The 24,986-nt window shown below is 69.9% G+C and carries 27 protein-coding genes; 4 read left to right on the top strand and 23 right to left on the bottom strand.

What is annotated here, in order from left to right; all coding sequences use genetic code 11:
• Positions 1–136 precede the first annotated feature (136 nt).
• Complete coding sequence (locus GEV27_RS07865; RefSeq protein ID WP_153910711.1) at positions 137–958, top strand: alpha/beta fold hydrolase; 822 nt, start codon at positions 137–139, stop codon at positions 956–958.
• 52 nt (positions 959–1,010) lie between these two features.
• On the opposite strand, the gene GEV27_RS07870 is transcribed toward GEV27_RS07865, so the two are convergent.
• The 3 genes from GEV27_RS07870 to GEV27_RS07880 form a co-directional block, all read right to left on the bottom strand.
• Positions 1,011–1,826 (bottom strand): exodeoxyribonuclease III, encoded by an 816-nt coding sequence (locus tag GEV27_RS07870; protein WP_309222103.1) that lies wholly within the window; start codon positions 1,824–1,826, stop codon positions 1,011–1,013.
• A gap of 232 nt (positions 1,827–2,058) precedes the next feature.
• The gene (locus GEV27_RS07875) at positions 2,059–2,883 is read right to left on the bottom strand and encodes an aldo/keto reductase (protein ID WP_153653056.1); all 825 of its coding nucleotides are present in this window, start codon (positions 2,881–2,883) and stop codon (positions 2,059–2,061) included.
• A gap of 49 nt (positions 2,884–2,932) precedes the next feature.
• Entirely contained in the window at positions 2,933–4,585 is a 1,653-nt protein-coding gene (locus GEV27_RS07880; RefSeq protein WP_153933840.1) for an FAD-binding dehydrogenase, read from the bottom strand.
• A gap of 187 nt (positions 4,586–4,772) precedes the next feature.
• Between GEV27_RS07880 and GEV27_RS17565 the strand changes: the two genes are divergently transcribed.
• A complete protein-coding gene (locus tag GEV27_RS17565) occupies positions 4,773–5,414 on the top strand; it encodes a hypothetical protein (RefSeq protein WP_194944153.1) in 642 nt (213 codons plus the stop codon).
• A gap of 51 nt (positions 5,415–5,465) precedes the next feature.
• Here GEV27_RS17565 and GEV27_RS07890 read toward each other — a convergent pair whose 3' ends face one another.
• Complete coding sequence (locus tag GEV27_RS07890; RefSeq protein WP_153933841.1) at positions 5,466–6,227, bottom strand: hypothetical protein; 762 nt, start codon at positions 6,225–6,227, stop codon at positions 5,466–5,468.
• Between the two features lie 40 nt (positions 6,228–6,267).
• Complete coding sequence (locus tag GEV27_RS07895; protein ID WP_153933842.1) at positions 6,268–7,533, bottom strand: geranylgeranyl reductase family protein; 1,266 nt, start codon at positions 7,531–7,533, stop codon at positions 6,268–6,270.
• Positions 7,534–7,578: 45 nt separating this feature from the next.
• Here GEV27_RS07895 and GEV27_RS07900 point away from each other — a divergent pair, with 45 nt between their 5' ends.
• Positions 7,579–8,304 carry a queuosine precursor transporter gene (locus tag GEV27_RS07900; RefSeq protein ID WP_153653052.1) on the top strand — a complete coding sequence of 242 codons (726 nt, stop codon included), beginning with the start codon at positions 7,579–7,581 and terminating at the stop codon, positions 8,302–8,304.
• Positions 8,305–8,442: 138 nt separating this feature from the next.
• On the opposite strand, the gene tgt is transcribed toward GEV27_RS07900, so the two are convergent.
• From tgt to GEV27_RS07980, 16 genes are all read right to left on the bottom strand, one after another.
• A complete protein-coding gene (gene tgt, locus GEV27_RS07905) occupies positions 8,443–9,648 on the bottom strand; it encodes a tRNA guanosine(34) transglycosylase Tgt (RefSeq protein WP_153653051.1) in 1,206 nt (401 codons plus the stop codon).
• A gap of 12 nt (positions 9,649–9,660) precedes the next feature.
• A complete protein-coding gene (locus GEV27_RS07910) occupies positions 9,661–10,311 on the bottom strand; it encodes a M50 family metallopeptidase (RefSeq protein WP_153934033.1) in 651 nt (216 codons plus the stop codon).
• Between the two features lie 4 nt (positions 10,312–10,315).
• The gene (locus GEV27_RS07915) at positions 10,316–10,720 is read right to left on the bottom strand and encodes a tetratricopeptide repeat protein (RefSeq protein ID WP_153933843.1); all 405 of its coding nucleotides are present in this window, start codon (positions 10,718–10,720) and stop codon (positions 10,316–10,318) included.
• Positions 10,721–10,769: 49 nt separating this feature from the next.
• Positions 10,770–11,492 carry a hypothetical protein gene (locus tag GEV27_RS07920; RefSeq protein WP_153653048.1) on the bottom strand — a complete coding sequence of 241 codons (723 nt, stop codon included), beginning with the start codon at positions 11,490–11,492 and terminating at the stop codon, positions 10,770–10,772.
• Between the two features lie 10 nt (positions 11,493–11,502).
• A complete protein-coding gene (locus GEV27_RS07925; protein ID WP_153653047.1) occupies positions 11,503–12,123 on the bottom strand; it encodes an NAD(P)H-dependent oxidoreductase in 621 nt (206 codons plus the stop codon).
• A complete protein-coding gene (locus GEV27_RS07930; RefSeq protein WP_194944154.1) occupies positions 12,120–12,704 on the bottom strand; it encodes a DUF998 domain-containing protein in 585 nt (194 codons plus the stop codon). The genes GEV27_RS07925 and GEV27_RS07930 overlap by 4 nt, the downstream gene beginning before the upstream one ends.
• Before the next feature lie 62 nt (positions 12,705–12,766).
• Positions 12,767–13,936 (bottom strand): cystathionine gamma-synthase, encoded by a 1,170-nt coding sequence (locus tag GEV27_RS07935; protein ID WP_153933845.1) that lies wholly within the window; start codon positions 13,934–13,936, stop codon positions 12,767–12,769.
• Positions 13,936–15,309: a cystathionine beta-synthase gene (locus GEV27_RS07940; RefSeq protein ID WP_153653044.1), complete on the bottom strand. Its 1,374-nt coding sequence runs from the start codon at positions 15,307–15,309 to the stop codon at positions 13,936–13,938. The genes GEV27_RS07935 and GEV27_RS07940 overlap by 1 nt, the downstream gene beginning before the upstream one ends.
• 16 nt (positions 15,310–15,325) lie before the next feature.
• Positions 15,326–16,069, bottom strand: a complete 744-nt coding sequence (locus GEV27_RS07945; RefSeq protein WP_153933846.1) for a hypothetical protein — start codon at positions 16,067–16,069, stop codon at positions 15,326–15,328.
• A complete protein-coding gene (locus GEV27_RS07950) occupies positions 16,066–16,602 on the bottom strand; it encodes a DUF6318 family protein (RefSeq protein WP_255489067.1) in 537 nt (178 codons plus the stop codon). Before GEV27_RS07950 ends, GEV27_RS07945 begins: the two co-directional genes overlap by 4 nt.
• Before the next feature lie 90 nt (positions 16,603–16,692).
• Positions 16,693–17,961, bottom strand: a complete 1,269-nt coding sequence (locus GEV27_RS07955; RefSeq protein WP_153933848.1) for a hypothetical protein — start codon at positions 17,959–17,961, stop codon at positions 16,693–16,695.
• Positions 17,958–18,254, bottom strand: coding sequence for a hypothetical protein (locus GEV27_RS07960; protein ID WP_153910735.1), 297 nt, complete (start codon positions 18,252–18,254; stop codon positions 17,958–17,960). Before GEV27_RS07960 ends, GEV27_RS07955 begins: the two co-directional genes overlap by 4 nt.
• Complete coding sequence (locus tag GEV27_RS07965) at positions 18,251–18,556, bottom strand: SAV_915 family protein (RefSeq protein WP_153910737.1); 306 nt, start codon at positions 18,554–18,556, stop codon at positions 18,251–18,253. Before GEV27_RS07965 ends, GEV27_RS07960 begins: the two co-directional genes overlap by 4 nt.
• A 41-nt stretch (positions 18,557–18,597) precedes the next feature.
• Positions 18,598–19,353 carry a hypothetical protein gene (locus tag GEV27_RS07970; RefSeq protein ID WP_153933849.1) on the bottom strand — a complete coding sequence of 252 codons (756 nt, stop codon included), beginning with the start codon at positions 19,351–19,353 and terminating at the stop codon, positions 18,598–18,600.
• Between the two features lie 41 nt (positions 19,354–19,394).
• Entirely contained in the window at positions 19,395–21,692 is a 2,298-nt protein-coding gene (gene secD, locus GEV27_RS07975; RefSeq protein WP_153910741.1) for a protein translocase subunit SecD, read from the bottom strand.
• Positions 21,693–21,745: 53 nt separating this feature from the next.
• A complete protein-coding gene (locus GEV27_RS07980) occupies positions 21,746–22,093 on the bottom strand; it encodes a hypothetical protein (protein ID WP_153933850.1) in 348 nt (115 codons plus the stop codon).
• Positions 22,094–22,174: 81 nt separating this feature from the next.
• Between GEV27_RS07980 and GEV27_RS07985 the strand changes: the two genes are divergently transcribed.
• On the top strand, positions 22,175–23,152 hold the full coding sequence (locus tag GEV27_RS07985; RefSeq protein WP_153933851.1) for an aldo/keto reductase: 978 nt from the start codon (positions 22,175–22,177) through the stop codon (positions 23,150–23,152).
• Between the two features lie 308 nt (positions 23,153–23,460).
• On the opposite strand, the gene GEV27_RS07990 is transcribed toward GEV27_RS07985, so the two are convergent.
• Positions 23,461–24,051, bottom strand: coding sequence for a hypothetical protein (locus tag GEV27_RS07990; protein ID WP_153933852.1), 591 nt, complete (start codon positions 24,049–24,051; stop codon positions 23,461–23,463).
• A 52-nt stretch (positions 24,052–24,103) separates the two neighbouring features.
• Positions 24,104–24,976, bottom strand: a complete 873-nt coding sequence (efeU, locus tag GEV27_RS07995; protein WP_309222104.1) for an iron uptake transporter permease EfeU — start codon at positions 24,974–24,976, stop codon at positions 24,104–24,106.
• Positions 24,977–24,986: the final 10 nt, after the last annotated feature.

The raw sequence follows: 24,986 nt of genomic DNA on the forward strand, positions 1-24,986 counted from the left end.
GACGGCCGGTGATCGGGCTTGGGGGTCGCGGGCTGGTCGGCCGGCCCGCAGGTTGGCTGTCAGCACCGTCGACAGACCGCCCGCGGAGGACGAGAGTGGGTGTCACGAGTCCGACACGCCACCAGAAGGAGACACCATGCCGTACATCACCACCACCGACGGGACCGAGATCTACTACACCGAGCAGGGCGCGGGCCAGCCCGTCCTGCTGAGCCACGGCTGGCCGCTGTCGTCCGATGCCTGGCAGGTCGAGCTCAAGCTTCTCGCGGACGCCGGTTATCGGGCCATCGCCCACGACCGTCGCGGCCACGGCAGGTCCTCCAAGACGTACGAGGGCAACGACATGGACACGTACGCCAGCGATCTCGCGCAGCTGGTGGAGGCCCTCGACCTGCGGGACCTCGTGCTCGTCGGTCACTCGACCGGCGGCGGCGAGGTCGTCCGCTACGCCGCTCGGCACGCAGCCGGCCGGGTCGTCAAGATCATCACCGCAGGCGCCGTTCCGCCGATCATGCTGAAGTCGGACTCCAATCCCGAAGGCACCCCGATCGAGGCGTTCAACGGGATCCGCGACGGCGTCCTGAACGACCGCTCGCAGTTCTACAAGGAGCTGGCGGATCCCTTCTTCGGAGCCAACCGCGACGGCTCGAAGGTCTCCCAGGGTGCGAAGGACGACTTCTGGCGCCAAGGAATGCTCGTGAACCTCGCGGCCGCCTTCGACTGCGTCAAGGCGTTTTCCGAGACCGACTTCACCGAGGACCTCAAGGCGTTGGACGTACCGATCATGATCGCGCAGGGCGACGACGACCAGATCGTCCCGATCGCGGCCGCCGCGCGGAAGTCGATCGACCTGGTGAAGGACGGCCGGCTGGTCGTGTACCCGGGTGCGCCGCACGGCATCTACGGCGACTACCAGAAGTCCCTCGACGGCGACATCCTCGCGTTCATCGCCGAGTAGCTCGCGAGCATGTCTCCGCTCCTGCGGCCAGGCCCTGCCTCCGCCGTTCGGCCTAGATGTCGTAGTCGATGACCAGCGGCGCGTGGTCGGACCAGCGCTCGGCCCAGCTGATCGCCCGGTCGACGGTGGCGGACTGCGCCGTGGCCGCGAGCTCGGGCGTCGCGAGCTGGTAGTCGATGCGCCAGCCCGCGTCGGTGTCGAACGCCTTGCCGCGCATCGACCACCAGGTGTAGGGGCCGTCCACGTCACCGGCCAGGCTGCGGTGCACGTCGACCCAGCCGAGCTCACCCATGAACCGGTCGAAGTACGCCCGCTCCTCGGGCAGGAAGCCGGCCTTCTTGCGGTTGGCCTTCCAGTTCTTGATGTCGCGCTCGGTGTGCGCGACGTTGAGGTCGCCGGTGACGACCGCGTGGGCGCCCGTGGCGCGGATCTCGGCCATGCGCACCACCATCTGGTCCAGGAACCGGTACTTCTCGTCCTGGCGCGGGGTGCCGACCTCGCCGGAGTGCACGTAGGCCGAGACCGCGGTCAACGTCGAGCCGTCGGCGAGCGGGATGTCGGACTCGATCCACCGACCCGAGTCGTCGAAGAAGTCGTCGCCGTTGCCGATGCGGTGAGCGGTCGGGGGATTGCGGCTGAGGACCGCCACTCCCGCGCGGCCCTTGGCGGCTGCCTCCGTGTGGACGATGTGATAGCCGGTGTCGGCGAGGATCTGGTGGACGATCTCGTCGGGCGCGCGCACCTCCTGCAGCGTCACGACGTCGGCGCCGCGCTCGGCGAGCCACTCGCTCAGGCCGGCCGACTGGCCTCGGGTCTTGTTGTGGGCGGCACGGATGCCGTTGACGTTGACGGTCGCGATACGAAGCACGGCTTCACCTTAACGAGGCCCTCCGACGCGCGAGCCGTCAGTTGGCGGCGACTGGTCCCACTGAGCCGGCAGAGCGTGCACAATGGTCCGGCCGGCCGCCTCGGTGTGTCCTGTCACGTCGTCGAAGAGGTCCCGCATGGCTCGGCCACCACGACGACTTCGGCACAGGCTTCTCGAGCCTGGGTAGTGGACGCCGCCGACGCCGCAACGCGGCCGGGCGGGGCTAGGCGCCTCAGTACTCCTCGTGCGTCCGCGGGTCTCCGCCGATGCGCTGACCGTTCTCGAGGCCCGCGATCAGCTGGATGTCGTCGGCGTCGAGCTCGACGTCGAAGATGTCCAGGTTGCTGCGGAACCGCTCCGGTGTGGCCGACTTCGGGATCGGTGCCGCGCCGATCTGGGTGTGCCAGCGCAGCACGACCTGGGCGGGGGAGAGATCGTGCTTGCTGCCGATCTCGGCGAGCACGGGCTGCTCGAGCAGGTCGCTCTTGCGGCCGAGAGGGGTCCAGCTCTGGGTGATCGTGCCGAGCCGCTCGTCGGCCGCGCGTTGCTCGGTCTGCGGCAGATAGGGGTGCAGCTCGACCTGGTTGACCGCGGGTGCCACGCCGGTCTCGGCCACGATGCGGTCGAGGTGCTCGGGCAGGAAGTTGGACACGCCGATCGAGCGCGTCAGCCCCTCCTCACGCAGCCCCACGAACGCCTTCCACGTCTCGACGAACAGGTCGGCGCTCGGGTTGGGCCAGTGGATCAGGTAGAGGTCGACGTGATCGAGGCCGAGCCGCTCGAGCGAGGCCTCCAGCTCACGACGCGGCCCCTCGCTGCCGTGGCCGTCGCCGGGCAGCTTGGTCGTGACGAACAGCTCGTCGCGCGAGACCGGGGAGTCGGCGATGCCCTGCCCGACGGCCGTCTCGTTCTCGTAGCGGGTCGCGGTGTCGAGCAGCCGGTAGCCGGCGGCTATCGCCTCGGTGAAGATCGCCGGGTCGTCGATCGAGTACGTGCCGAAGCCGAGGACGGGCATCTGTCGCCCGTCGTTGAGCTCCACGAGGGGTGCAAGGGTCATGCCTCAACCGTACGTCCGCCGGCGCGTTCGACAAGCCAGGCGAGGCCGGTCAGCTGACCTGGGCCGCCGCGGCGCGGCCCGCGGCCCGTCCGCTGAACAGGCAGCCGCCGAGGAACGTCCCCTCCAGGCTGTTGTAGCCGTGCACACCTCCGCCGCCGAACCCGGCCACCTCGCCCGCGGCGTACAGGCCCTCCAACGGCTGACCGTCGGCGCCCAGCACCCGTGAGTCCAGGTCGGTCTCGAGCCCGCCGAGCGACTTGCGCGTCAGGACGTGCAGGCGCACCGCGATGAGCGGGCCCTTGGTGGGGTCGAGCATCTTGTGCGGGCTGGCGACCCGGATGAGCCGATCGCCGCGGTACGACCGCGCCTGCCGCAGCGCGGTGATCTGCAGGTCCTTGGTGAAGTCGTTGTCGAGCTCGCGGTCACGCTCCAGCACCTGCCGGCGTACGAGCTCCAGGTCGACCGGGGCCTCGGGGGTGAGGCCGTTCATGCCGGCCACCAGCTCCTCGATCGTGTCGGCGACGACGAAGTCCTCGCCGTGGCGCTTGAACGCCTCGACCGGGCTGGTCGCCCCTTTGGACAGTCGCTCCTTGAGGAGTGTGCGGACGCTCTTGCCGGTCAGGTCCGGATTCTGCTCCTGACCGGAGAGGGCGAACTCCTTCTCGATGATCGCCTGGGTGAGGATGAACCACGAGTGGTCGTGGCCGCTGCGCCGCAGCAGCTTGAGCGTGCCGAGCGTGTCGAACCCGGGGAGGCCGGGGACGGGCAGCCGGTGCCCCGATCCGTCCAGCCACATCGACGACGGGCCCGGCAGGATGCGGATGCCGTGCATGGGCCAGATCGGGTCCCAGTTCTTGATCCCCTCGACGTAGTGCCACATGCGGTCGCGGTTGATGTGGCTGGCGCCCGCCTTCTCGGCGATCGCGAGCATCCGGCCGTCCACGTGCTGCGGCACGCCGGAGATCATGTGCCGGGGCGGGGTGCCGAGGCGCTCGGGCCAGCTGGCCCGGACCAGGTCGTGGTTGCCGCCGATGCCTCCGGAGGTCACGATGACGGCCTGGGCCGACGCGGTGAAGTCGCCGATCGCGGTGCGTGAGGTGGGCGCGGCTCGCTCGGCGTCCGTGGGCTCCAGCACCTGGCCGGTCACGCCGGTGACGACCCCGTCCGTCACGACGAGCTCGTCGACGCGGTGCCGGAAGGCGTACTGCACGAGTCCCTTCGCATGCCCTTCGCGGACGATCCGCTCGAACGGCTCGACGATGCCGGGGCCGGTGCCCCACGTGATGTGGAAGCGGGGGACCGAGTTGCCGTGGCCGCCCGCCAGTCCGCCGCCGCGCTCGGCCCAGCCGACGACCGGGAAGACGCTGTGGCCCTTCTCCTTCAGCCAGGCCTGCTTCTCCCCGGCGGCGAAGTGGACGTACGACTCGGCCCACCGGCGCGGCCAGAGGTCCTCGTCGCGGTCGAACTGCGCGCTGCCCAGCCAGTCCTGCATCGCCAGGTCGACCGAGTCCTTGATGCCCATGCGCCGCTGCTGCGGTGAGTCGACGAAGAACAGCCCGCCGAACGACCAGTACGCCTGACCGCCGATGCCCTGCTCACCCTCTTGATCGATCAGCAGGACCCTGCGGCCGGCCTCCACGAGCTCAGCGGTGGCGACGAGCCCGGCCAGGCCGGCGCCGACGACGATCACATCAGATTCCATGCCGCGATTGTGTCGTACGCGGGTGCCGTCGGCCCGCCAAGCGCGGTCGACGCGGCTGCGGAAGGGCCGCGTTACCACAGGAGACAAACCGACTCGCCGGGCCCTTCGAGGGTGAAATGACTACCTGTGGTGACTCATCAGCACTATGTTCAGGGGCGTCATCATTCATCGTTGGGAGAAATTTGTCATGGCCGTTGACTTGAAGTCTCTAGGCATCAACACCCAGGGAGCGCTCGTATCGGGCGCCCTTGCGATCATCCTGACCTTCTTCGGGGCCTACATCCGCATCAGCGGAGGTGGCCAGTCGGAGAACGTCACGAACGCGTGGGACGGCTGGGGAACCCTGGCGTGCCTGCTGCTCATCGCCTCCTTCGCGCTCGTCATCGTGAAGGCCTTCGCGGGGGACACCCTCCCGCGTGAGGTGCCCTGGACGCTGATCGCGCTCGCACTCGCCGTCATCGCGGCACTCATCCTCATCATCAAGCCGTTCACGGTCGACGTCCCGGACTTCCTGGACGACATCTCGGTCGGCCCGGGCTGGTCCGGATGGATCCTGTTCGTCGCGGTGATCGCCTTCGTCGTCTTCGTCGCGCTGCTGTTCAAGGACTCGGGCGAGAAGATCCCGGAGATCAACAAGAGCAGCAACGGCACCGGCAGTGCACCGCAGGGCCAGGCACCGCAGGCGCCGCAGGCACCGCAGGCGTACACGCCGCCGCCGGCTCAGACGCCGCCCCCGGCTGCGCCGCCCGCCGCTCAGACGCCGCCGCCCCCGGCTGCACCGCAGAATCCGCCCGCGCCGCCGGCCCCCCCGGCTCCGCCCGCGAGCTGATCGCACACTGCACCAGAAGGGCCCGGCCTCGGCCGGGCCCTTCGTGCGTCCTCAGACTGTCCGGCCGGTGACCTGCAGGGACCGGTAGGCGTACACGAGGATGAGGGTGCCGAGCGGCATCGACGCCGCGATGCCGATGAAGCACAGCATCGTCCCTGCGTAGGCCACGGCGATGAGTAGGCCGAACGTCAGGAGGCACAGGCCGAGGTGGGCTCGGACGAGCGCGAAGCTCGCGCGGATGGCCACGAACGTCCGAAGGTCCCGGTCGAGCAGCAGCGGGAGCGTGAACATCGAGAAGGCTGCGAAGGCGATCCCGGGCAGCAGGCACAGGATCGTGCCGAGGACACCCGCCACGAGCAGCACGGCGGTGGTCACCATGACCCGGCCGGCACGGCGGGTGCTGAGGATCATCCGGTACGACGGGGTGCCACCGTCCGCGATGAGCAGGCACATCCGTACGAGATTGCCGTGGAAGAGCGACAGCGGGATCGCGACGACCAGCGCCGCGGCGTACAAGAGGCCGACCGTCGCCCACAGGTCCTGGAACCGGTCGAGCTGCACGGTCGAGCTGGTGGTGGGCTCGGCCATGTCGATCCAGATCGGCACGAGCCGCCAGAAGTACATCGCGTAGATCGCCAGGCCCACCACGACCGTCGGGATCATCGCGGCGAGCAACACCTTGAGGTGCACCCGCAACATGTCCCACGACCACCCGAACGCGTCGGGGATGCGGAACGGCGGGGGCGCGGCGTAGCTGGGCGGGCCGTACGCGTAGGGGTACGGGGTGCCGTGGGAGGGCGGCTGGTCGCTCATGGCATGACCGTAGTGGCCCGGCCCGCCACCCGCGCGGCGTTCAGGACGTGAAGGGCGGCCGGTCGTCCAGGCGTACCGACTGGCGTCCGGCCCACCGCCAGAGACGGGCGGTGAGGTCGCGGTCCTCGTCGGTCACGAGATTGCCCATCACGCGCAGCGCGAAGGTCATGAGGTGGTGCGAGCGCATGCCGACGGGGCCCGCTGTGGGGAGCAGCCGGGGGACGGTGATGAGTCCTGCGAGCCGGCGGGCGATCGAGAACGCCTCGCCGTAGCGGGCGGTGAGCAGGGCGGGCCACGCGGCGGCGAGATCCGTCTCGGACCGCAGCAGCTCGGCGGCCTCACGCCCGGTCTCCATGCCGTAGTCGATGCCCTCGCCGTTGAGCGGGTTGACGCATCCCGCGGCGTCCCCCACGAGCACCCAGTTAGGCCCGGCGACGCCGGAGACGGCGCCACCCATCGGCAGCAGGGCGCTGGTGGGGATGCGCAGCTCCCCGCTGAGGTCCCACTCCTCGCGGCGGAGGCCTGCGTAGTGCTCCATGAGCGGACGGATCTGCAGGTCGGCGGGACGCTTGGCGGTCGCGAGCGCGCCGACGCCGAGATTCACCTCGCCGTCGCCGAGCGGGAAGATCCAGCCGTAGCCGGGCAGCACCATGTCGCCCGATCCGTCGGCTGCGGGGCCCCGCAGCTCGAGGTGCGAGGAGATCCAGGGATCGTCGCTGCGGCCGGACTTGACGTACGACCGGCCCGCCACGCCGTACGCGGTGTCGCGGTGCCACTCGCGCCCGAGGACGCGACCGAGCGGCGAGCGTACGCCGTCGGCGACCACGAGGCGGTCGCAGTGGACGGTGTGCGGGGTGCGCTCGCGGCCGACGTGGAAGACCACACCGGTCACGCGGCCGGCGTCGTCGCGGACGGTGTCCACTGCCCGGGCGCCCTCGAACGGGGTCGCCCCGGCCTCGACCGCGACCCGGAAGAGCTTGTCGTCGAGCTCGGTGCGGGGGACCGCCGAGCCGTAGTCGGGCAGGGAGCCGCCGGGCCAGGGGAGCAGGAGCTCCTGGCCGAATCCCGCGGCGCGCAGTCCGCGGTTGGTGCCGTGGCCGCGGACCCAGTCGCCGAGGCCCAGTCGCTCGAGCTCGGCGATCGCACGGGGCGTCAGTCCGTCGCCGCAGGTCTTGTCACGCGGGAACGTCGCCGCATCGGCGAGGACGGTGTCGAGGCCGAATCGGGACGCCCAGGCGGCGGCCGCGGATCCGGCGGGACCGGCGCCGACGACAAGCACGTCGGTGCGGGTCGGAAGCGCGGTCATGCAGCGATTCTCCCAGAGGGGTCGGCGGCTGGCAGGATGGGGCACATGAGCTCTGCGGACACCTCGGCCCGGGCGGAGCGCGAGGTGCACTTCGCCTCTCGCGGATCGTCCTACTACGACATCCTGCTCGCGGTGTTCTGTGTCGTCCTGGTCGTGTCCAACATCGCGGCGACCAAGGGCACGCAGTTCTTCTCCGGCGACGTGTCGATCGGTCCGGTGCAGATCATCCCGGTGTTCTCCGACGGCGGCGCGGTCCTGTTCCCGCTGGCGTACATCATCGGCGACGTGATCTCCGAGGTGTACGGCCTGCGCGCGGCCCGGCGGGCGATCCTGGTGGGGTTCGGCACCGCGATCATGACGTTCGTGACGTTCCTGATCGTCATGCAGCTGCCGAGCGCGGAGTTCTACGACAACCAGGAGGCGTTCGAGAGCGTCGTCTGGTCAGGCGTGCAGATCGTGGCGGCGTCCCTGGTGGCGTACCTCGTGGGGCAGTTCCTCAACTCGTACGTCCTGGTGCGGATGAAGGCCCGCTCCGCCGAGCCCGGCCTCTGGCGACGGCTGGCCGGCTCGACCGGCGTCGGCGAGGCGGCCGACACGCTGATCTTCTGCGCGATCGCCGCCTCGGCGATCGGTGTCGACAGCTTCGGCGCGTTCCTCAACTACTTCGTCGTCGGCTTCTTGTTCAAGTGCGCCGTCGAGCTGCTGGTCATGCCCCTCACGATGGTCGTCATCCGAGCCCTGAAGCGCCGCGAGCCCTCCTACTGGCAGTGACCCGCCCGCCCGGCCCCCGTTTCCCCCGTGGTCGGTTTCCCACGGGACCGTGGTAATTGGTCACTTCCCTCGTGTTGTGACGCTAGGGAAGTGCACAAACCCCACGGTCCCGTGGGAAACCGACAACCGGCGGAGGGGTCAGGCGTAGAAGCGGGCGAGGAAGTCGTCGCGGAAGTCGGGGAAGGTGCCGGCTTCGATGTGGGCGCGCATGTCGTCGACGAGGCGTACGGTGAACCGCTCGTTGTGGATCGTGCAGAGCGTTGCGGCGATGTACTCCTTGGTCTTGAACAGGTGGTGCAGGTACGCCTTGGAGTAGTGGGCGCACGTGTAGCAGTCGCACTCGGGGTCGATCGGTCCGAAGTCGCGACGTGAGGCGGCGACCAGCAGGTTGTAGCGGCCGGTCATCGCGTAGACGCGGGACGATCGCGCGACCCGCGACGGCGACACGCAGTCGAACGTGTCGCAGCCGTTCTCCACCGCGGTGAACAGGTCGTCGGGCTCGCTGATGCCGAGCAGGTGCCGCGGCTTGTCGTCGGGCAGCTCCTCGTTGACCCAGCGCACGATCGTGCCGAGATTCTCCTTCTCGATCGCCCCACCGACGCCGTAGCCGTCGAACCCGAGGCCGTCGATCTCCAGGTCGGCGAGCCCGCGGGCGGCCTGGCGGCGCAGGTCCTCGTGCTGGGCGCCCTGGACGACCCCGAACAGCGCCTGCCGTGGCTTGTGCGCGCGCTCAAGGTCGAGCCGCTGGTGCTCGACGAGGCACCGCCGCGCCCACGCCTGGGTGCGGGCGAGCGACTGGACCTGGTAGTCCTTGGTGTTCATCAGCGTCGTCAGCTCATCGAACGCGAACATGATGTCCGCGCCCAGCTGGTGCTGGATCTGCATCGACACCTCGGGGGTGAACCGGTGCTTGGAGCCGTCGAGGTGCGACTTGAACGTCACGCCGTCGTCATCGACCACGGCGAGCCGGTCCTTGCCCTCGGCGATCACGTCGTCGGCGGTGACCCCCTTGGCGTCCATCGACAGGGTCTTCTGGAACCCGGCGCCGAGCGACAGCACCTGGAAGCCGCCCGAGTCGGTGAACGTGGGGCCCGGCCAGTTCATGAACGTCCCGAGCCCGCCGGCCTCGTCGACGATGTCGGCGCCGGGCTGGAGGTAGAGGTGGTACGCATTGGCGAGCAGCGCCTGCGCGCCGAGATCGGCCATGGCCTCGGGGAGCACGGCCTTGACCGTCGCCCGGGTGCCGACAGGGATGAACGCGGGGGTGCGGATCTCTCCATGGGGGGTGGAGATGGTGCCCGTACGACCGAGGGCACCTTCGAGCTGGGAGCCGACGGAGAACATGCCCCCATCCAATCAGGGCGGTCCGACGAGCCAGACCGCGGCGGCCAGGGCGGCGCCGGTGAGCAGGATGAACACGACGTTCCACACCGCCGCGGGCAGGATCGTGAGGCGCGCGAGCACATCCGCATCGCTGGTGCGCGTGCGTACGCGACGCCGGTGCGGCCACAGCTCGATCGACGTACGAGGGGCCGCCAGCAGCAGGAACCATGCGAACGTGAGCGCGGCGAAGTCCTGGACCCGCTCCGGCGCCCGCCACACGAGCAGGGACACTGCGGCAGCGCTGAGCACGACGACGAGCAGGCCGAACCAGTTGCGGATGAACGCCAGCATGAGCGCGAGGGTCGCGAGTCCGGCGTAGAGCGCCCACGCGGTCCGGCCGCTCTCGACCAGGGCGACCGACGCCAGCCCCAGGGCCGCGGGAGCGAGGTAGCCGGCCGCCGCGGTCGCGATCATGCCGGGGCCGCGCGGCTTGCCCGAGGAGACCGTGAGGCCCGAGGTGTCGGTGTGCAGGCGGATGCCGTTGAGGCGCCGGCCCGTCAGCACCGCGACCCCCGCGTGGCCGGCCTCGTGGACGAGGGTCACCACGTGACGGGTGACGGACCAGGCGGGCGGCAGGGCGATCAGCACGACGGCTGCCGCCGCTGCCGCCCAGGTGGGGTCCAGGGGATCAGCCTGTCGGACGGTCGACGAGCTCGACCCGGGTCGCGTCCCGCGGGGACGCGCCCATCGCCGCGGCGATGCGGTGGTGGACTGCGCCCTCGCGATGGCGGCTCTGCCGGTCCAGCGCGAGGCCGAGCGCGGTCTGCGCCCACGCACTGGTCGGCTCGAGGTCGACGAGACGGCGGAACGACTCCTCGGCCGGCGACAGCTGCGCGGCGGCGAAGTGCGCCCGCCCGAGCAGCTCCCACGCCCCGGCGTGGCCGGGCTCGGCGTCGACGACCTTGCGGAGCACGCGGGCAGCGTCCCTCGGGAAGCGCGAGTCGAGGAGCTCCTCACCCAGACGGAATGCGTCGAAGACGTCCATCGCGGCGATCTTGTCGTCCGTGATGTGGGGGGTCATGTAGATGGTCATGTTGCGCTCCTCTCAGAAGTCGGTGCGGTCAACGCCGCGAGGCAGGCGTTCATTCCACCCGCTCGGGAGCGGGATCGGTGGGCTCCGGCGCGTCCTGGGTCGGGGCGGTCTCGCCGACCGAGGGGCTCGGCCGGGTGGGCTCCGGCGTGGCCGTCCGCGTCGGCGTGGGTCTCGTGGCCGTGGGCGCCGGTGCCGGGTCGCGGTTGTCGGGGGTCACCGCCGGATCCGGGTCCTCGTCCTTCTCGTCGTCCTTGTTGTTGTCATCGTCCTTGCCGGGCGCGTCCTTGTCGCTCTTGCTGCCGCCGAACGTGTCGCCGATCGTGGTGCCGCTCGACCCGCCGAGGGTCTTGTCCGACACGAGCTCGTACGTCGTGATGGCCGCGAGCGCGAGCAGGGCGACCACGACGGTCGTGATGATGACCGCCTTCCAGCGCAGGACGGGTCCGTCGTTGTCGACGACCTCAGCGCTGCGGACGGGGGAGTGCTCGGCCTCCGCGATCTCGTCGAGGGCCTCGGCGATCTCGCCGTCCTGGACCGTCCGCTCCACGAGCGCACCCGACGCGGTCTGGGCGAGCAGGGTCTTGCCCTTGTCGAGCGTACGCGCGTAGAACGCCGAGCCGACGGTGGCGATGAAGCTGCCGAGCGCCACGCCGATCATGGTTCCCGCGACACCCAGCCGGGACGCCAGCCACGCGGAGGTGACAGCGGCCAGGACGCTGCCTGCGACCTGAAGCCAGGAGATCTCACCGAACAGACCACGACGTTCAGACATGTCCTCCAGCCTAGGAGACGGCCCCGAACGTCTCGGCGGCGAGCACGCCGACCTCGTCGAGCCATGCCGCGCGCTGCTCGTCCGACGAGCCCGCCACGGGACGGAGCACGCGGCGAGTCACGGCTGGGCTGCCGAGATAGGGCGCGATGCAGCGCCCCCAGATCGAGGCGAGGGGGTCCTTGTAGAGCGTCTCCTCGCGCTCGTCCGTGGTGTCGGACGTGTTGACCACGAAGAGCTGCTGCACCGGCGCGAGGGGCTCGGGGTGCCCGGTGGCGTCGGCGAGCCGGTACGCGACACCGGGCACGACGACCCGGTCGACCCATCCGGTCAGGATCGCGGGAGGCATGCCCCACCAGTTGGGGTGCACGACCGCGAGCCCGTCGGCCTGGCGCAGCTCCGCACGGTGCAGGCTGATCAGCGGATCCTCCTCGCGCGCGAGCGCCGACTCGGTCTCGTCACCGGTCGTGTGGGACTCGTACGTCGCGAGGATCGGGTCGAACCTCTCGGCGTACAGGTCGTGCGAGCGGACCTCGTGCCCGAGCTCGATCAGCTGCTCGGCGACCCGCTCGGCCAGGGCATGACAGAAGCTGGTCGACCGGGGGTGGGCCAGCAGGAGCATCACACGACTCATGCTGGGATTCTGGCAGCCCCCGAGGTCGTACGTCCGGCGTTCGGGCCCGACACGGCGAGAGCGATGACCGCGACCCACAGGTAGCCCGGCCACAGCGCGAGCCGCTCGAACGCCCCGACGTACGACGTGGCGTCGGTCAGCAGCAGCGTGGCGAAGCCGACGACCCCGACGAACGACAGCCCGGCGACGACGATCGTGCTGCGGGAGCGCAGGCTGAGGCCCATCAGGAGCAGCGCCAGCGGCTGGGCCACGAAGATCGGTACCGCCACCAGGCTGTGCAGCGCGCCGTCCTCGTTGACCGGCGCGAGGCCCACCCCGATCGTGCCGAGGCCCGAGACGCACCACAGCGCGACCGAGGCCCGCCCGGCCCGCCCGGGAAGGGCGCGCAGGCCCAGCAGGAGCGCGCCGAGGAGCAGGGTCAGGCCGAACCAGACGAACGCGACGTTCATGCCCGCGTGCCAGTCCGAGCACAGCACGTCGCCGCGGATCGTCCGGCACGCGGTGTTGCCGAGGTCGCTGATCGTGCTGTGGGCCAGCGAGTAGTCCGTCGACGTGTGACGCGAGACCACCAGCTCGGTCACGACGTACAGCGGTTGGAGCGTCCAGAGGGCCGCGCCGAGCAGCCCGAGCCGGTGGGTCGCGCTCAGCTCAGGGCCTGCTCGAGGTCACCGATCAGGTCCGCGACGTCCTCGATGCCGACCGACAGCCGCACGAGGTCGTCGGGCACCTCGAGCAACGAGCCCGCCGTGGAGGCGTGGGTCATCGCGCCGGGGTGCTCGATGAGCGACTCGATGCCACCGAGGCTCTCCGCGAGGGTGAACAGCTCGGTGCGCGAGCAGAAGTCGAGCGCCGACTGCCGATCCTTCAGGCGTACGGACACCATGCCGCCGAAACGACGCATCTGGCGTGCCGCGGCCTCGTGGCCGGGGTGCTCGGGGAGACCCGGGTACAGGACCGACGAGATCGCCGGGTGTCCCTGCAGGAAGTCGACGACCGCCTCGGCGTTGTCGCAGTGCTGGTTCATCCGCACGGCCAGCGTCTTGGCGCCGCGCATCGTCAGGTACGCGTCGAACGGACCGGGCACACCGCCTGAGCCGTTCTGCAGGAACGCGAACGCGGCGTCGAGCTCCTCGTCGTCGGTGATCAGCGCTCCGCCGACGACGTCCGAGTGCCCGCCGACGTACTTGGTCGTGGAGTGCAGGACGACGTCGGCGCCCTGCGTGAGCGGCTGCTGCAGGTAGGGCGAGGCGAACGTGTTGTCGACCACGAACGTCGCGGACGCCGCGTGCGCGATCTCCGCGATCGCGGCGATGTCACCGATGTTGAGCAGCGGGTTGGTCGGCGTCTCGATCCAGATGGCCTTGGTGGCCGGGGTGACCGCGGCACGGATCGCGTCGAGGTCGTTGACCGCGGCGGGGGTGTATGTGATGCCCCACTGGGTGAAGACCTTGTCGATCAGGCGGAACGTGCCGCCGTACGCGTCGTCGGGGATCACGAGGTGGTCGCCGGGACGCAGCAGCGACCGCAGCGCGGTGTCGGTCGCGGCCATGCCCGAGCTGAACGCGCGGCCGTACGTCCCGTTCTCCAGCGCCGCGAGGTTGCCCTCGAGCGCCTTGCGGGTCGGGTTGCCGGTGCGGGCGTACTCGTAGCCGCCGCGCATGCCGCCCACGCCGTCCTGCGCGAACGTCGAGCTGGCGTAGATCGGCACGTTGACCGCGCCGTTCTCCGCATTGGGCTCGTAGCCCGCGTGGATCGCCCGGGTCGCGAATCCGTGCGTCCGGCCCTCGTCGCGTGCGCTCTCGTCGTTGCCCATCAGACGTGCACTCCCAGCAGATCGTGGCGGGTCAGGACACCCAGCGGCTTGCCCTCTTCGACGACCATCACGGCGTCGCTCGAGCTGAGCGCCTTGAGGGCGTCGTCGAGCGTCTCGCCGGAGCCGAGCAGGGGCAGCGGCGGCTCCATGTGACGCGACACGGGGTCGGTCAGCTGGGCGCGGCCCTCGAAGACGGCGCTGATCAGCGCGCGCTCGTTGACGCTGCCGGCGACCTCACCGATGACGATGGGCGGCTCGGCACCGACGACCGGCATCTGCGAGACGTTGTACTCGCGCAGGATCTCGATCGCGTCGCGGATCGTCTCGGACGGGTGGGTGTGGACCAGTGCCGGCAGACCGCCGGTCTTGCTCAGCAGCAGGTCACCGACCGAGAGCTGGTGGGAGGTGCCGTCGAGGGGCTCGCGCAGGAAGCCGTAGGACGACATCCAGTCGTCGTTGAAGATCTTGCCCAGGTAGCCGCGGCCACCGTCGGGCAGCAGCACCACGACGAGCGCGTCGGGGCCGGCCTCGGCCGCGACCTTCAGTGCGGCGACCGTGGCCATGCCGCAGGAGCCGCCGACGAGCAGACCTTCCTCGCGCGCGAGGCGACGGGTCATGTCGAAGGAGTCGGCGTCGGAGACGGCGATGATCTGGTCGGGGATGCTCGGGTCGTACGCGCTGGGCCAGAAGTCCTCGCCGACGCCCTCGACGAGGTACGGGCGGCCCGTGCCACCGGAGTAGACCGAGCCCTCGGGGTCGGCGCCGATGATCTTGATGTCGGGGTTCTTCTCCTTGAGGAACCGCCCGACGCCGGTGATCGTGCCACCTGTGCCGACACCGGCCACGAAGTGCGTCACCTTGCCGTCGGTGTCCGCCCAGATCTCGGGGCCCGTGGTCTCGTAGTGGCTCTCAGGACCCGCGGGGTTGGAGTACTGGTCGGGCTTCCAGGCGCCCTCGGTCTCGCGGACGAGCCGGTCCGAGACGTTGTAGTAGCTGTCGGGGTGCTCGGGCGGGACTGCCGTCGGGCAGACGACGACCTGCGCGCCGTACGCCTTCATCGCGTTGCGCTTCTCCTCGCCGACCTTGTCGGGGCACACGAAGATGCACTTGTATCCGCGCTGCTGGGCGACGAGGGCCAGGCCGATGCCGGTGTTGCCGGAGGTCGGCTCGACGATGGTCCCGCCGGGCTTCAGGGCACCGGACTCCTCCGCGGCGTCCACCATCTTGACCGCGATGCGGTCCTTGGCGCTGCCTCCGGGGTTCAGGTACTCGATCTTGGCGGCCACCGTTGCCGATCCGGGCGTGGTGACAGAGTTGAGGCGGACCAGCGGGGTGTTGCCGATCAGCTCGACGATATGGCTTGCAATGGGCATGCGGCCATTCTTGCACTCAACGCCTCGTCAGCACGGGGGCCGCTTCCCTCACGTCGAGCTGTGCGGCCGGACCCGATGCCACGAGCGTCTGGCCGATGGTCTGCCACGCACCGCCGTCGACGCGATATCGGACCCGATACGTGACGTCGACCCGCGCGCGTACGTCGTCCGCAGGCTCGCGATAGCGGTGCGTGACGTCCATCGCGGGATAGGGCTTGCCCGGTGTGGAGGTCGATCGTGTCGTGCCGTCGCCGTGCACCCAGTGATAGCTCGCAGGCTGCGCGACCAGGTCGACGTCGTAGCCGAGCAGCTCGATGCTGCGCTCGAACGCCTGCGGCTGCGCGTAGAAGATCGTCTCGACGTTCACCAACGTCTCGTCGCCGGGCTGGATCTGCACCTGCAAGCTCGGCAGCCCGATCTCCCGCGCCGCCCGCAGGACGTCGCCCGGAGTGAGCTCGCGCCGTTCCTCAGCCTCGGGATCCTCCGGGTCCTCCGGCGTCTGGGTGCGGCAACCGTAGATCGCGTTCACCGGATCCACCCGACACTGCATGTAGATCCGGTCATACGTCGGATCGTTGACAGGCGCGGCACCGGGCGATCCAGTCCCGGGACGACCGGCAGCCGGTGCTGATTTCGGAGCCGTGACTTGCCGCGCCTCCAACACCACCTGAGCTTCGTGCGGCGCGGGCTTCACGCGGATGTCGTCATGACCGGTCACAGGGAACCCGATGAGAACCAGAACGGCGAGGGGCGTCTTCATTGAACAGCTCCGAGGCCGATTTGGGTGACCTGCCAAGCCGTCGCGGATCGCTGAAGCGCGAAGCTGACTTGATTGTCCTTGCCGCTGCTCACTTGTTCTGGTTCCTTCGAGGACTCCCTGTAGGGCCCTGGATCCGCCTTAACCAGCGTGGTTGCGTAAGTGACGGAGCGTTCCTCCTGTAGTCGGAGGTCGCCAATCGTCCAGTCAGCACCCTTGAAGTAGCCGCCCGCGGCGTAGGTGTCGCGGTAGAGCGAGATGTAGCTCTGGCAGCCCTCGCACGTAGGGGCGGAGAGGCGGGTGAGCTCCTCCACGTCCCCGGTTGCCGCGGCGTAGTTGAAGACGTCGACGTAGTGCTTGACGAAGGCGGCGGCACCCTCGGGGGAGTCCTGGCGGGCCTGGTCCGGCATGGGTGGGGCCGTGGCGGTCGGCGTCGGGGTCGTGGCCGAGCGCTGGGGCTCGATCGGCGCCGGGTCAGAAGACGAGCAGGCACCGAGGGCCAACGCCGTCGCCAGGACAATTCCCCCGAATCGCATCTTCGGAAACTACCGAAATACCAGCGATTCGGTAAGACCTGGGACCAGATCTGTGCACAACCTGCCCAGGTGTGGCGCCGGAGCAGCGGATCAGTCGAAGAGTCCGCCGATCTTGCCGGCGACGCCGGAGACGCCGTCCTTGATCGCGCCTCCTGTGTCCTTCAGCGCGTCCACGCCCTCGTCGAAGGCCTTGCCGACGTCCGGACCGTTCTCGAACAACGAGTCGATCGCGCCGTCGGAGAAGATCGCGATGCCGGCTCCGACCACGGTGCCGACCACCGCCCCGACGGCCGTGCCTGCGCCCGGTATTACGGAGCCGATCGTGGCACCGACGAGCGCGCTCGTCCCCACCGTGGCGCCGGCACCGACGAGCAGACCCGCGCCGGTCGACGCGCCCTGCGAGACGACGATCTGGGTCGTGGTCTCGCCCTCCTGGTAGTCGTTGTAGGCACCGAGACCCAGGCCGATCGGACCGAGCACCTTGCCGAACCGGCCCAGCACCTTGGGGACCCTGCCCTCGCCTGCGAGCTGGCTCTGCCGCAGCAGGTCCTCCGCCTCGTCGAGCTTGCCCGCCAGGGCGAGCCGGTCCGCCTCCAGCTTGGCCGTGTCGAGGCTCTTGAAGAAGATCCACTTGCGCTTCATGTAGCGCTCGGGATGGGCCTGCAGGTCGTCGATCGCGCGTCGAGCCTCGTCAACGAGATCCGCCGCGCGCTTGTTGAGCTTGCTCTGCTTGCCTGCGACGGCGACGCCGAGGGCGCCGACCGCGGCGTCCCCGAGGATGTCAGCGGTGGTCAGCAGCCACGACGCGTGCTGGCCGACCGTGTAGTCGTCCTGGAGAGACCGGCAGGCGGTGGCGTACTTGCGGTCGATGCGTGCGGCCTCGCTCGAGGCGTGGTTGTACGCCCGGATCTTGTCCTGGTGAGTGTCGTACGCGGTGACCTTGGCGTTGTGCGCCGTCACCTCCTCGGGCGTGCCGGTGAAGCCGTCCGGCGGGCGCTCCGGCCCGGGGCCGGGGTCCTGCACCATGAAGCCGACGACGGTGAGGCCGGCGGCCGTCGCGTCGCTGCGGATCGTGGCCATGTCGTTCTGGCAGCCGCGCAGCTTCTCGGCGAAGTCGTCGAGGTCCTCGGCCATCTTCTTCGTTGCGCTCTCCAGCGAGTCCGTCTTGTCGCGGGCGCCCGACATGCAGGACGAGAACTGGTCGCCCGCCGGACCCTGCCAGGAGTCGTCGGCGGACTTGCGCGCGTCGTTCATGCCGTCGGCGGCGTCGGCGATCTCGGGCGCCAGTGAGTTGCGCAGCCAGGTCGCGACAGACTCGACGGACGACGGCGAGCCCTCGATCTCGGTGTCGACGCTCACCGCTCGGTCGCCTTCTTGATGTCGGCAAACGTGGCTTCGGCCTCGGCGTCAGCACGTTGGTAGTAGTCCCGGCTGAGCCGGACGAGGTCGGCTGCGCCGCTCGACGCGGACGACACGTTGCCCGCACTGTCGACGACCTGGCTCAGCATGCTCGCGATGACGCCCGTCATGGGACCGGCATCGACGCCTGCCGGCACCGAGCCGGACAGCTCATCCAGCCCGCTCGCCCCGCGGTCCAACATCGACGCGATCGACGCGAGGGCGGCCAGGTCGACGTCGAGGCGGCCGGTCATGCGGTCACCTCCGAGGTCTCCTCGCGCAGACCGGGATCGACGTCGACGAACAGCAGGTCGTAGGGCGTCTCGTCGTGGATGCGCTGAAGCGTTGGTACGTCGCACAGCACCCAGGGGCTGCCCGGAAGATAGAAGTCCTCCAGCCGGTCGGGTGCCGAGTACGCGTAGAGGGCAGTCCTGCCGTCCTCGACGTGGTGCATCACGATGTGCCGCTGGTGCGGGTCGGGGTCGTCCGTCGTCGGGACGTAGACGACCGGCGGCATGGCGCGCCCGGTCGCGGACTCGGTGGTGCTCGTGCTCATCGTCATCCCCTGTGTGTCGACGTGTCGTGCCCGGTCGTGGGTCAGCGTCGCAGCCGTTGGCGGTCGGTGAGCTCGAGCTCGGTCCGCAGCCAGTCGGCCATCTGCTGAGGTGTGTGGCCCGTCAGGGTCGTGTCGAAGACGACCGTGCGCGGGTTGTCCAGCCGGCGGCGACGGCGCCAGGGCCGGGGCGGGGGCGCAGGCTGATGCCGGGTCCTGCCCTCGATGTCAGCCACCACGTACTGATCGATGGCCGCGACCCGGGTGACGCTGGCGCGACCGCAGCGCTCACGCCCGTTGACCGTGTCGTGGACGAGCTCGCCGGAGGTGAGCCACAGCGCCTCGTTGCGGCGGCGACCGCTCGCGGACAAGATCGCGCGCACCAGGAACCAGATGCCGACAAGACCGACAGCGACGCTCGGTACGAGCCACGAGCCTCCCTCGACCAGACCGATACCGGCCACCGTGAGGAGTGCGGCACCGAGTCCCAGGTCGATGACCAGGTCGTAGCGCCACTGCCAGGGCCACGACTCGACACCACGTGCGTCCTCGCCGTCGAGGTCGACGCGGTGCACCGTCGGCAGCCGGCCGGTCGCGGCGAGCGCGACGGCGAGAGCGACGGTGAGCACCGTGGCGGCCACGGTGTACCAGCCGAGCGCCCGCAGCGCGTGGACGTCTGCCGGCACCGCGACGAAGGCCACGACCACCAGGAACGTGCCCAGCGCGGCGATGATCAGGTTGGTTGCGACGGCGCCCCACTTGGCGCGCCCGCCGAAACGTACCTCCCCGATGTCGCTCATGGCGACACGATATGCCTATCCCGCCGCGCTGCGCACGCGCTTCAGATCACGGCACCCGTCGACCGCCCGTCGTCGACCGAGGCGTACGGGTCGATGACCTTCTTGGGGGCCGCGTCCGGGTCGTGCGGGAAGCGCTCCTCCAGGACGACCGCCAGCGCCGAGGCGGTGAAGATCGTCGAGAGGATGCCGACCGACAGACCGATGAGCAGCGCGATCGCGAAGTCGGTGAGCGAGTCCCCACCCAGGACGGCCAGCGCCGCCAGGATGAACATCGCTCCCAGACCCGTGTTGATCGTGCGGGGGATGGTCTGCAGGATCGCCTCGTTGACCACGTCCCGCAGAGGCCGCTTGCGATTCTCCCGTGTGTGCTCCCGGATGCGGTCGAAGACCACGATCGTGTCGTTGACGGCCAGGCCGATGATCGAGAGCACCGCCGCGAGGAACACGCCGTCGATGGGCTTGCCCCACCAGGCGAAGACACCCACCACCGTCAGCACGACTGAGGACATCGACAGCACGGCGGCCGCCGCGTACGTCCACCGGAACCGCCACGCGAGGTACAGCATCTGTGCCGCCACGGCGATCGCGAAGGCGATCAGTGCCTTGTCGCGCAGCTCCTTGCCGAGGCTCGGGCCGATCAGCTCGTCGCGCTCCTTCTCGACGTCGCCCGCGACGCTCGCGAGCGCCTTCTCGACCTCGACCGCCTCGTCGTTGGTGATCTCGTCGAGGCGGACGCTGATGTTCTCGCGGCCGTCCTCGCCGGACGACGACTGGACGACGGCCTGCGTGAACCCGGCGTCGCTGACGGCCACACGGGCGTCCTCGGCGTCGACGGACTTGGACGTCGAGTACTCCAGCAGGCGTCCGCCGGTGAACTCCACACCCAGGTTGAGCCCGCGGATCGCGATGCCACCGACGGAGACGACGGCCACGACCAGCGTGATCACGATCCACGTGCCGCTGCGCTTCATCAGGTCAGGACCGCTCTCGGTCAGCCACCTGCGGATGCGGCCGGTGCCCGCCAGTCCACTGATTTCGGGACGGTTGCGGACGAACGCACGGCGCATGGCCCACTCGCACAGCACGCGTGCGATGACCAGAGCCGAGACCATCGAGGCGATGACGCCGATCGACAGCGTGACGCCGAAGCCCTTGACGGGGCCGGACGCGAAGAAGAACAGCAGCCCCGCGGCCAGCAGGGTCGTGACGTTGGAGTCGAGGATCGCCGACCAGGCCTTGTTGAAGCCGGTGGTCAGCGCGGGGGACAGGCCCGCCGAGCGTCGTTCGGCGTACTCCTCCCGCGCTCGCTCGAACACCAGGACGTTGGCATCGATCGCCAGACCGATCGCGAGCACGAAGCCCGCCAGGCCCGGCAGGGTGAGTGTCGCCCCGAGCCAGACCAGCAGGGCGAAGGCGATGAGGGCGTACGTCGCGAGGGCGATCGTGGCGAGGAAGCCGACCAGTCGGTAGACGAACATGATGAACAGGCCGGTCAGGATGATGCCGATGATGGCGGCCTCGATCGAGGCGTCGATGGCGACCTTGCCGAGCGTCGGGCCGACGGTCCTCTGCTCGATCACGTCGACGGGGACGGGGAGTGCGCCGCCCTTGATCAGCGCGGCGAGATCCTTGGAGCTCTCGGAGTCGAAGTCACCCGTGATCTGGGTCGAGCCGCCACCGCCGGACGCGCACAGGTCAGGCTGGACGGCGGGCGAGGAGATGGTCTCGTTGTCGAGCAGGATCGCGATGCGCTGACCCGCAGCCGGGTTGGCGCACGCATCGGACACGAGCTGCTTCCAGCCGCTGCTGCCGTCCTTGTTGAACTCGATGTTGACGATCCACTGGCCCAGCGACTGCTCGTTCTGGCCGGCGTTCGCATCCTTGACGCCATTGCCGTCCAGGAGCTGCTTGCCGATGAGGATGGGGCGACCGTCCTCGTCCTCGACGATCTTCTCGCCCTTGCCGGGCTTGGCGTCGGCCTCGGGGACCGCGAGCACCTCGTGGAACGAGAGCTGGGCGGTCTGGCCGATGACCTTTGCCGCCTCGCGGGGGTCCTGGACGCCCGGGAGCTCGATGATGATGCGCTTGTCGCCCGAGCGGGCGAGGGTCGGCTCGGCCACGCCGAGGGCGTCGACGCGTCCGCGCAGGACACCGAGCGCGCGGTCGGTCGACTCCGCGTCGGCCTTGACGCGTTCGGAGTCGCGGGTCTCGAGGACGATCTGGGTGCCGCCCTTGAGGTCGAGGCCGAGCTTGGCGTCGAGCTTGAGGGCGAGCAGCAGTGACACAGCGACGATCGCGAAGGCAGCGATCGCCCGCCACAAGGGAGCACGGGAGGTCATGGAGGACTTTCGGGGTGACGCCGGGAGGCGTGGATCGGACGGGTGGGCGCGGGTCAGCGAGCCGGCGGTGCCCGTCCGGTCGGGGTCACGGCGTCAGCGCCGACGTACGTCGCGGTGTCGGTCGTGAGGGTGGTCCAGCCGGCATCGACCCGCTGAGGGGCCGGAGACGGGGGAGTGGACGCGAGGTCGAGCAGATGGGACGCCTGGTCGTGCTGCGGCGTCGGGGCCTGCACGTCGAGGTGTCGCCCGCTCTGCACACCGGCGGCCGTCGCGTGTCCGGTGCTGGCGCTGACCCGTTGGTGCGCGCCGCGCGCGGGTCCGCCGGTCGCGACCAGCAGCATGGCGACCAGCGCCACCATGAGGACAGCAGCGGTTCTGCGCGCCGCGGACCTCATGAGCATGCTTCCCAGTCTACGGGAGAGGAAGGACCGTGGGTCGTACGTGACCAAGTGCACGCTCGCGCCCCTGCCTAGGGTGGCAGCATGACGACCCCCTCTCGCACCCTCGGCTCGAGCGGCATCGCAGTGTCCGCGCTCGGCATCGGCTGCAACGCCTTCGGCACGCGCATCGATCAGGACCGCACGACCGCAGTCGTCGACGCGGCACTCGAGCACGGCGTCACCTTCTTCGACACCGCCGACTCGTACGGTCGCGGCCAGAGCGAGACCCTGCTGGGGACGGCGTTGCGGGGTAGGCGTGACGAGGTCGTGCTGGCGACCAAGTTCGGCATGGACATGGGCGGCGTCAACGGTGATGACGGCGGCCGTCGGGGCACCGCGGCCTACGTTCGTACGGCCGTCGAGGCGAGCCTGCGCCGGCTGGGCACCGACCACATCGACCTCTACCAGCTCCACACCCCCGACCCGACGACGCCGATGGAGGAGACCCTCGGTGCGATGAACGAGCTGGTCGTCGAGGGCAAGGTCCGGGCCATCGGCTCGTCGAACCTGCAGGCCTGGCAGGTCGTGGACGCGGCGTGGATCTCGCGGACGAACGGCTTCGCCTCGTACGTCACCGCCCAGAACGAGTACTCCCTCTACAACCGCACCGCGGAGGTGGAGCTCGTCCCCGCGTGCCTCGAGCTGGGCGTCGGGATCCTGCCCTACTTCCCGCTCGCGTACGGCCTGCTGACCGGGAAGTACCGCCGGGACCAGGCCCCGCCCGCCGGGTCGCGTCTCGAGCTGGCGTCGCAGGCCGAACGCCTGCGCACTGCCGACTGGGACCGGATCGAGCAGCTCGAGGCCTTCGCCGACTCCCGTGGCATCACCGTGCTGGACCTCGCGATCGGTGGTCTGGCGGCCCAGCCGGCCGTGTCGAGCGTCATCGCCGGGGTGACCCGGCCGGAGCAGGTCGCGGCCAACGCCGCGGCGGCCGCCTGGGTCCCGTCGCCGGACGATTTGGACGAGCTGGCGCAGATCGGTCGTCCGCGGCAGTCATACACGACGTACGCACCCAGATAGCCGACCGAGCCGACCGGCCTTCGCCCTGGATCGATGCCGGTCGGCGGTCGGGGGCTCAACGGTCCCCGCAGTCATGAGGCTAGGCGCAGGACGGCGGGCTGGGGCCGGAACGACCGAAAGCGCGGCCGATCTGGTCCGTGGTGACCATGCCGAGTGGTCACGGAGAGGGGGTCACGCCGGGCTGGGAAGCGCCTCACGGCGCATGGCCGCTCGAAGCGGCTAATTTTGGGACCCGGGGCTACCGCAGCCCGACGCGACCTCAAGACTAACCGAGCGCGGTGACCACACAAGCACCGACGGTGTGACGTTCAGTGGAGCTCGCCGGCGCGCTCCAGCTCGGCTGCCTTGCGCAGGTGCAGGGCGGTGTCGACGAGCTTCGCGGCGCTGTGGGGGTCGCCCCCCTCGAGCTGCGCGCGACCGACCCCGACGATGTGCGCGAACGCCGCGGCGCGGTCCAGCGTGACGTCGAAGTGGGAGCCGACGATGCCGCGGACGACGGTGTCGACGAGTGCGATCACCTCGTCGGGACCCGGCGGGTCGATGACGCCGGCCAGCACCTCGTGCACGGGCGCGTACGCCTTGCCGGCGGCGAACTCGCGGGCGGCCTGCTCGGGCAGGCGGTGCACCGACGTGCGCAGCAGGTAGAGCCGCCACAGCGCTCCGGCGACGGTGTCCGGTGCGGCGTGCGACCACAGCTCGGCGATGACCCCGAGGCCCTCCTCGTCGGCCAGGTGCAGCACCCGGTCGACGAGTCCTTGGTCGTCGACCGTGCGCGGCCCACGGACGAGCAGGTTGGCGATGCGATGCCCGGCAGCCGTCGCCTCGGCGGGATCGCTGCCTCCGGCCTGCGCCTCGAACAGGGCAGGACCGGGCAGGGACGGCTTCTTGTAGTCGTTCATCGAGCTGCGCGGGGGGCCGATGTCATGCGCCCACGTTAGCGGCGGGAATCAACTACCGGGCGACGTCCACCTGGGCATCGGCCGGGGCGGCGGCCTTCGGGGCCGCGGGCTTGCGGGAGTACAGCCACAGCACGGGGAACAGGTAGCAGGCCCAGCCGATGACCTGCAGCCACGACGGGTTCGGCTGGAAGTTGACCGTGCCCTTGAGCAGCGTGCCGTACCAGCTGTCGGGCGGGATGGTCGAGGAGATGTCGAAGACTGCGTTGCCGAGGTCGGAGATGCCGCCGACCTCGAACGTGAGCCGGGGCAGGAACGCCGCCTCCTGGAGGTCGTAGATCCCGTAGGCCAGGACGCCCGCGGCGACCACGATGAGCAGATAGCCCGTCACCGTGAAGAACTTGCCGAGGTTGACCGTGATGGCCCCGCGATAGATCAGGTAGCCCAGGACGACCGCGACCAGCAGCCCTCCTGCGGCGCCGATGAACGGTGTTGCGGTGTACGCGTCCGCGACCGTCCCGTACATGATCGCGGCGGTCTCGAGGCCCTCGCGCCCGACCGTCAGGAAGGCGACGAACGCGACTGCGAGCGGTCCGAGCGTGACGGCGTCGGCCATCTCGCTCTCGAGCTCCTTCTTCAGCCCGCGGGCGGTGCGCCGCATCCAGAAGATCATCCACGTGACGAGGGCCGCCGCGAGGATCGACAAGGTGCCGCCGACGAGCTCCTGCGTGCGGAAGGGGAGGGAGCCGATCGCGATGTTGATCGCGGTGAACGCGACGAGGACGAGGGTGACCGCGGCCGCGATCCCCATCCAGATGTAGCGGATGTGGTGCCGCCGGTCGGTCTTCACCAAGTACGCGATCAGGATGCTGACGACGAGGCTGGCTTCCATACCCTCTCTGAGACCGATGAGGAAGTTGGCGAGCACCTCATGAGTG

Source organism: Aeromicrobium sp. S22 (assembly GCF_009661045.1).
Classification (GTDB): domain Bacteria; phylum Actinomycetota; class Actinomycetes; order Propionibacteriales; family Nocardioidaceae; genus Aeromicrobium; species Aeromicrobium yanjiei.

Excerpts from the sequence above, each read along its gene's own strand:
- GEV27_RS07940 (WP_153653044.1), bottom strand. The coding sequence starts at position 15,309 with ATGCCCATTGCAAGCCATATCGTCGAGCTGATCGGCAACACCCCGCTG.
- GEV27_RS07965 (WP_153910737.1), bottom strand. The coding sequence starts at position 18,556 with ATGAGCACGAGCACCACCGAGTCCGCGACCGGGCGCGCCATGCCGCCG.
- GEV27_RS17565 (WP_194944153.1), top strand. The coding sequence starts at position 4,773 with ATGGCCGTTGACTTGAAGTCTCTAGGCATCAACACCCAGGGAGCGCTC.
- GEV27_RS07920 (WP_153653048.1), bottom strand. The coding sequence starts at position 11,492 with ATGTCTGAACGTCGTGGTCTGTTCGGTGAGATCTCCTGGCTTCAGGTC.
- GEV27_RS07900 (WP_153653052.1), top strand. The coding sequence starts at position 7,579 with ATGAGCTCTGCGGACACCTCGGCCCGGGCGGAGCGCGAGGTGCACTTC.
- GEV27_RS07925 (WP_153653047.1), bottom strand. The coding sequence starts at position 12,123 with ATGAGTCGTGTGATGCTCCTGCTGGCCCACCCCCGGTCGACCAGCTTC.
- secD (WP_153910741.1), bottom strand. The coding sequence starts at position 21,692 with ATGACCTCCCGTGCTCCCTTGTGGCGGGCGATCGCTGCCTTCGCGATC.
- GEV27_RS07980 (WP_153933850.1), bottom strand. The coding sequence starts at position 22,093 with ATGCTCATGAGGTCCGCGGCGCGCAGAACCGCTGCTGTCCTCATGGTG.
- GEV27_RS07960 (WP_153910735.1), bottom strand. The coding sequence starts at position 18,254 with ATGACCGGCCGCCTCGACGTCGACCTGGCCGCCCTCGCGTCGATCGCG.
- GEV27_RS07895 (WP_153933842.1), bottom strand. The coding sequence starts at position 7,533 with ATGACCGCGCTTCCGACCCGCACCGACGTGCTTGTCGTCGGCGCCGGT.
- GEV27_RS07950 (WP_255489067.1), bottom strand. The coding sequence starts at position 16,602 with ATGCGATTCGGGGGAATTGTCCTGGCGACGGCGTTGGCCCTCGGTGCC.
- GEV27_RS07880 (WP_153933840.1), bottom strand. The coding sequence starts at position 4,585 with ATGGAATCTGATGTGATCGTCGTCGGCGCCGGCCTGGCCGGGCTCGTC.
- tgt (WP_153653051.1), bottom strand. The coding sequence starts at position 9,648 with ATGTTCTCCGTCGGCTCCCAGCTCGAAGGTGCCCTCGGTCGTACGGGC.
- GEV27_RS07935 (WP_153933845.1), bottom strand. The coding sequence starts at position 13,936 with ATGGGCAACGACGAGAGCGCACGCGACGAGGGCCGGACGCACGGATTC.
- GEV27_RS07985 (WP_153933851.1), top strand. The coding sequence starts at position 22,175 with ATGACGACCCCCTCTCGCACCCTCGGCTCGAGCGGCATCGCAGTGTCC.
- GEV27_RS07970 (WP_153933849.1), bottom strand. The coding sequence starts at position 19,353 with ATGAGCGACATCGGGGAGGTACGTTTCGGCGGGCGCGCCAAGTGGGGC.
- GEV27_RS07865 (WP_153910711.1), top strand. The coding sequence starts at position 137 with ATGCCGTACATCACCACCACCGACGGGACCGAGATCTACTACACCGAG.
- GEV27_RS07990 (WP_153933852.1), bottom strand. The coding sequence starts at position 24,051 with ATGAACGACTACAAGAAGCCGTCCCTGCCCGGTCCTGCCCTGTTCGAG.
- GEV27_RS07890 (WP_153933841.1), bottom strand. The coding sequence starts at position 6,227 with ATGAGCGACCAGCCGCCCTCCCACGGCACCCCGTACCCCTACGCGTAC.
- GEV27_RS07875 (WP_153653056.1), bottom strand. The coding sequence starts at position 2,883 with ATGACCCTTGCACCCCTCGTGGAGCTCAACGACGGGCGACAGATGCCC.
- GEV27_RS07945 (WP_153933846.1), bottom strand. The coding sequence starts at position 16,069 with ATGAAGACGCCCCTCGCCGTTCTGGTTCTCATCGGGTTCCCTGTGACC.
- GEV27_RS07915 (WP_153933843.1), bottom strand. The coding sequence starts at position 10,720 with ATGACCATCTACATGACCCCCCACATCACGGACGACAAGATCGCCGCG.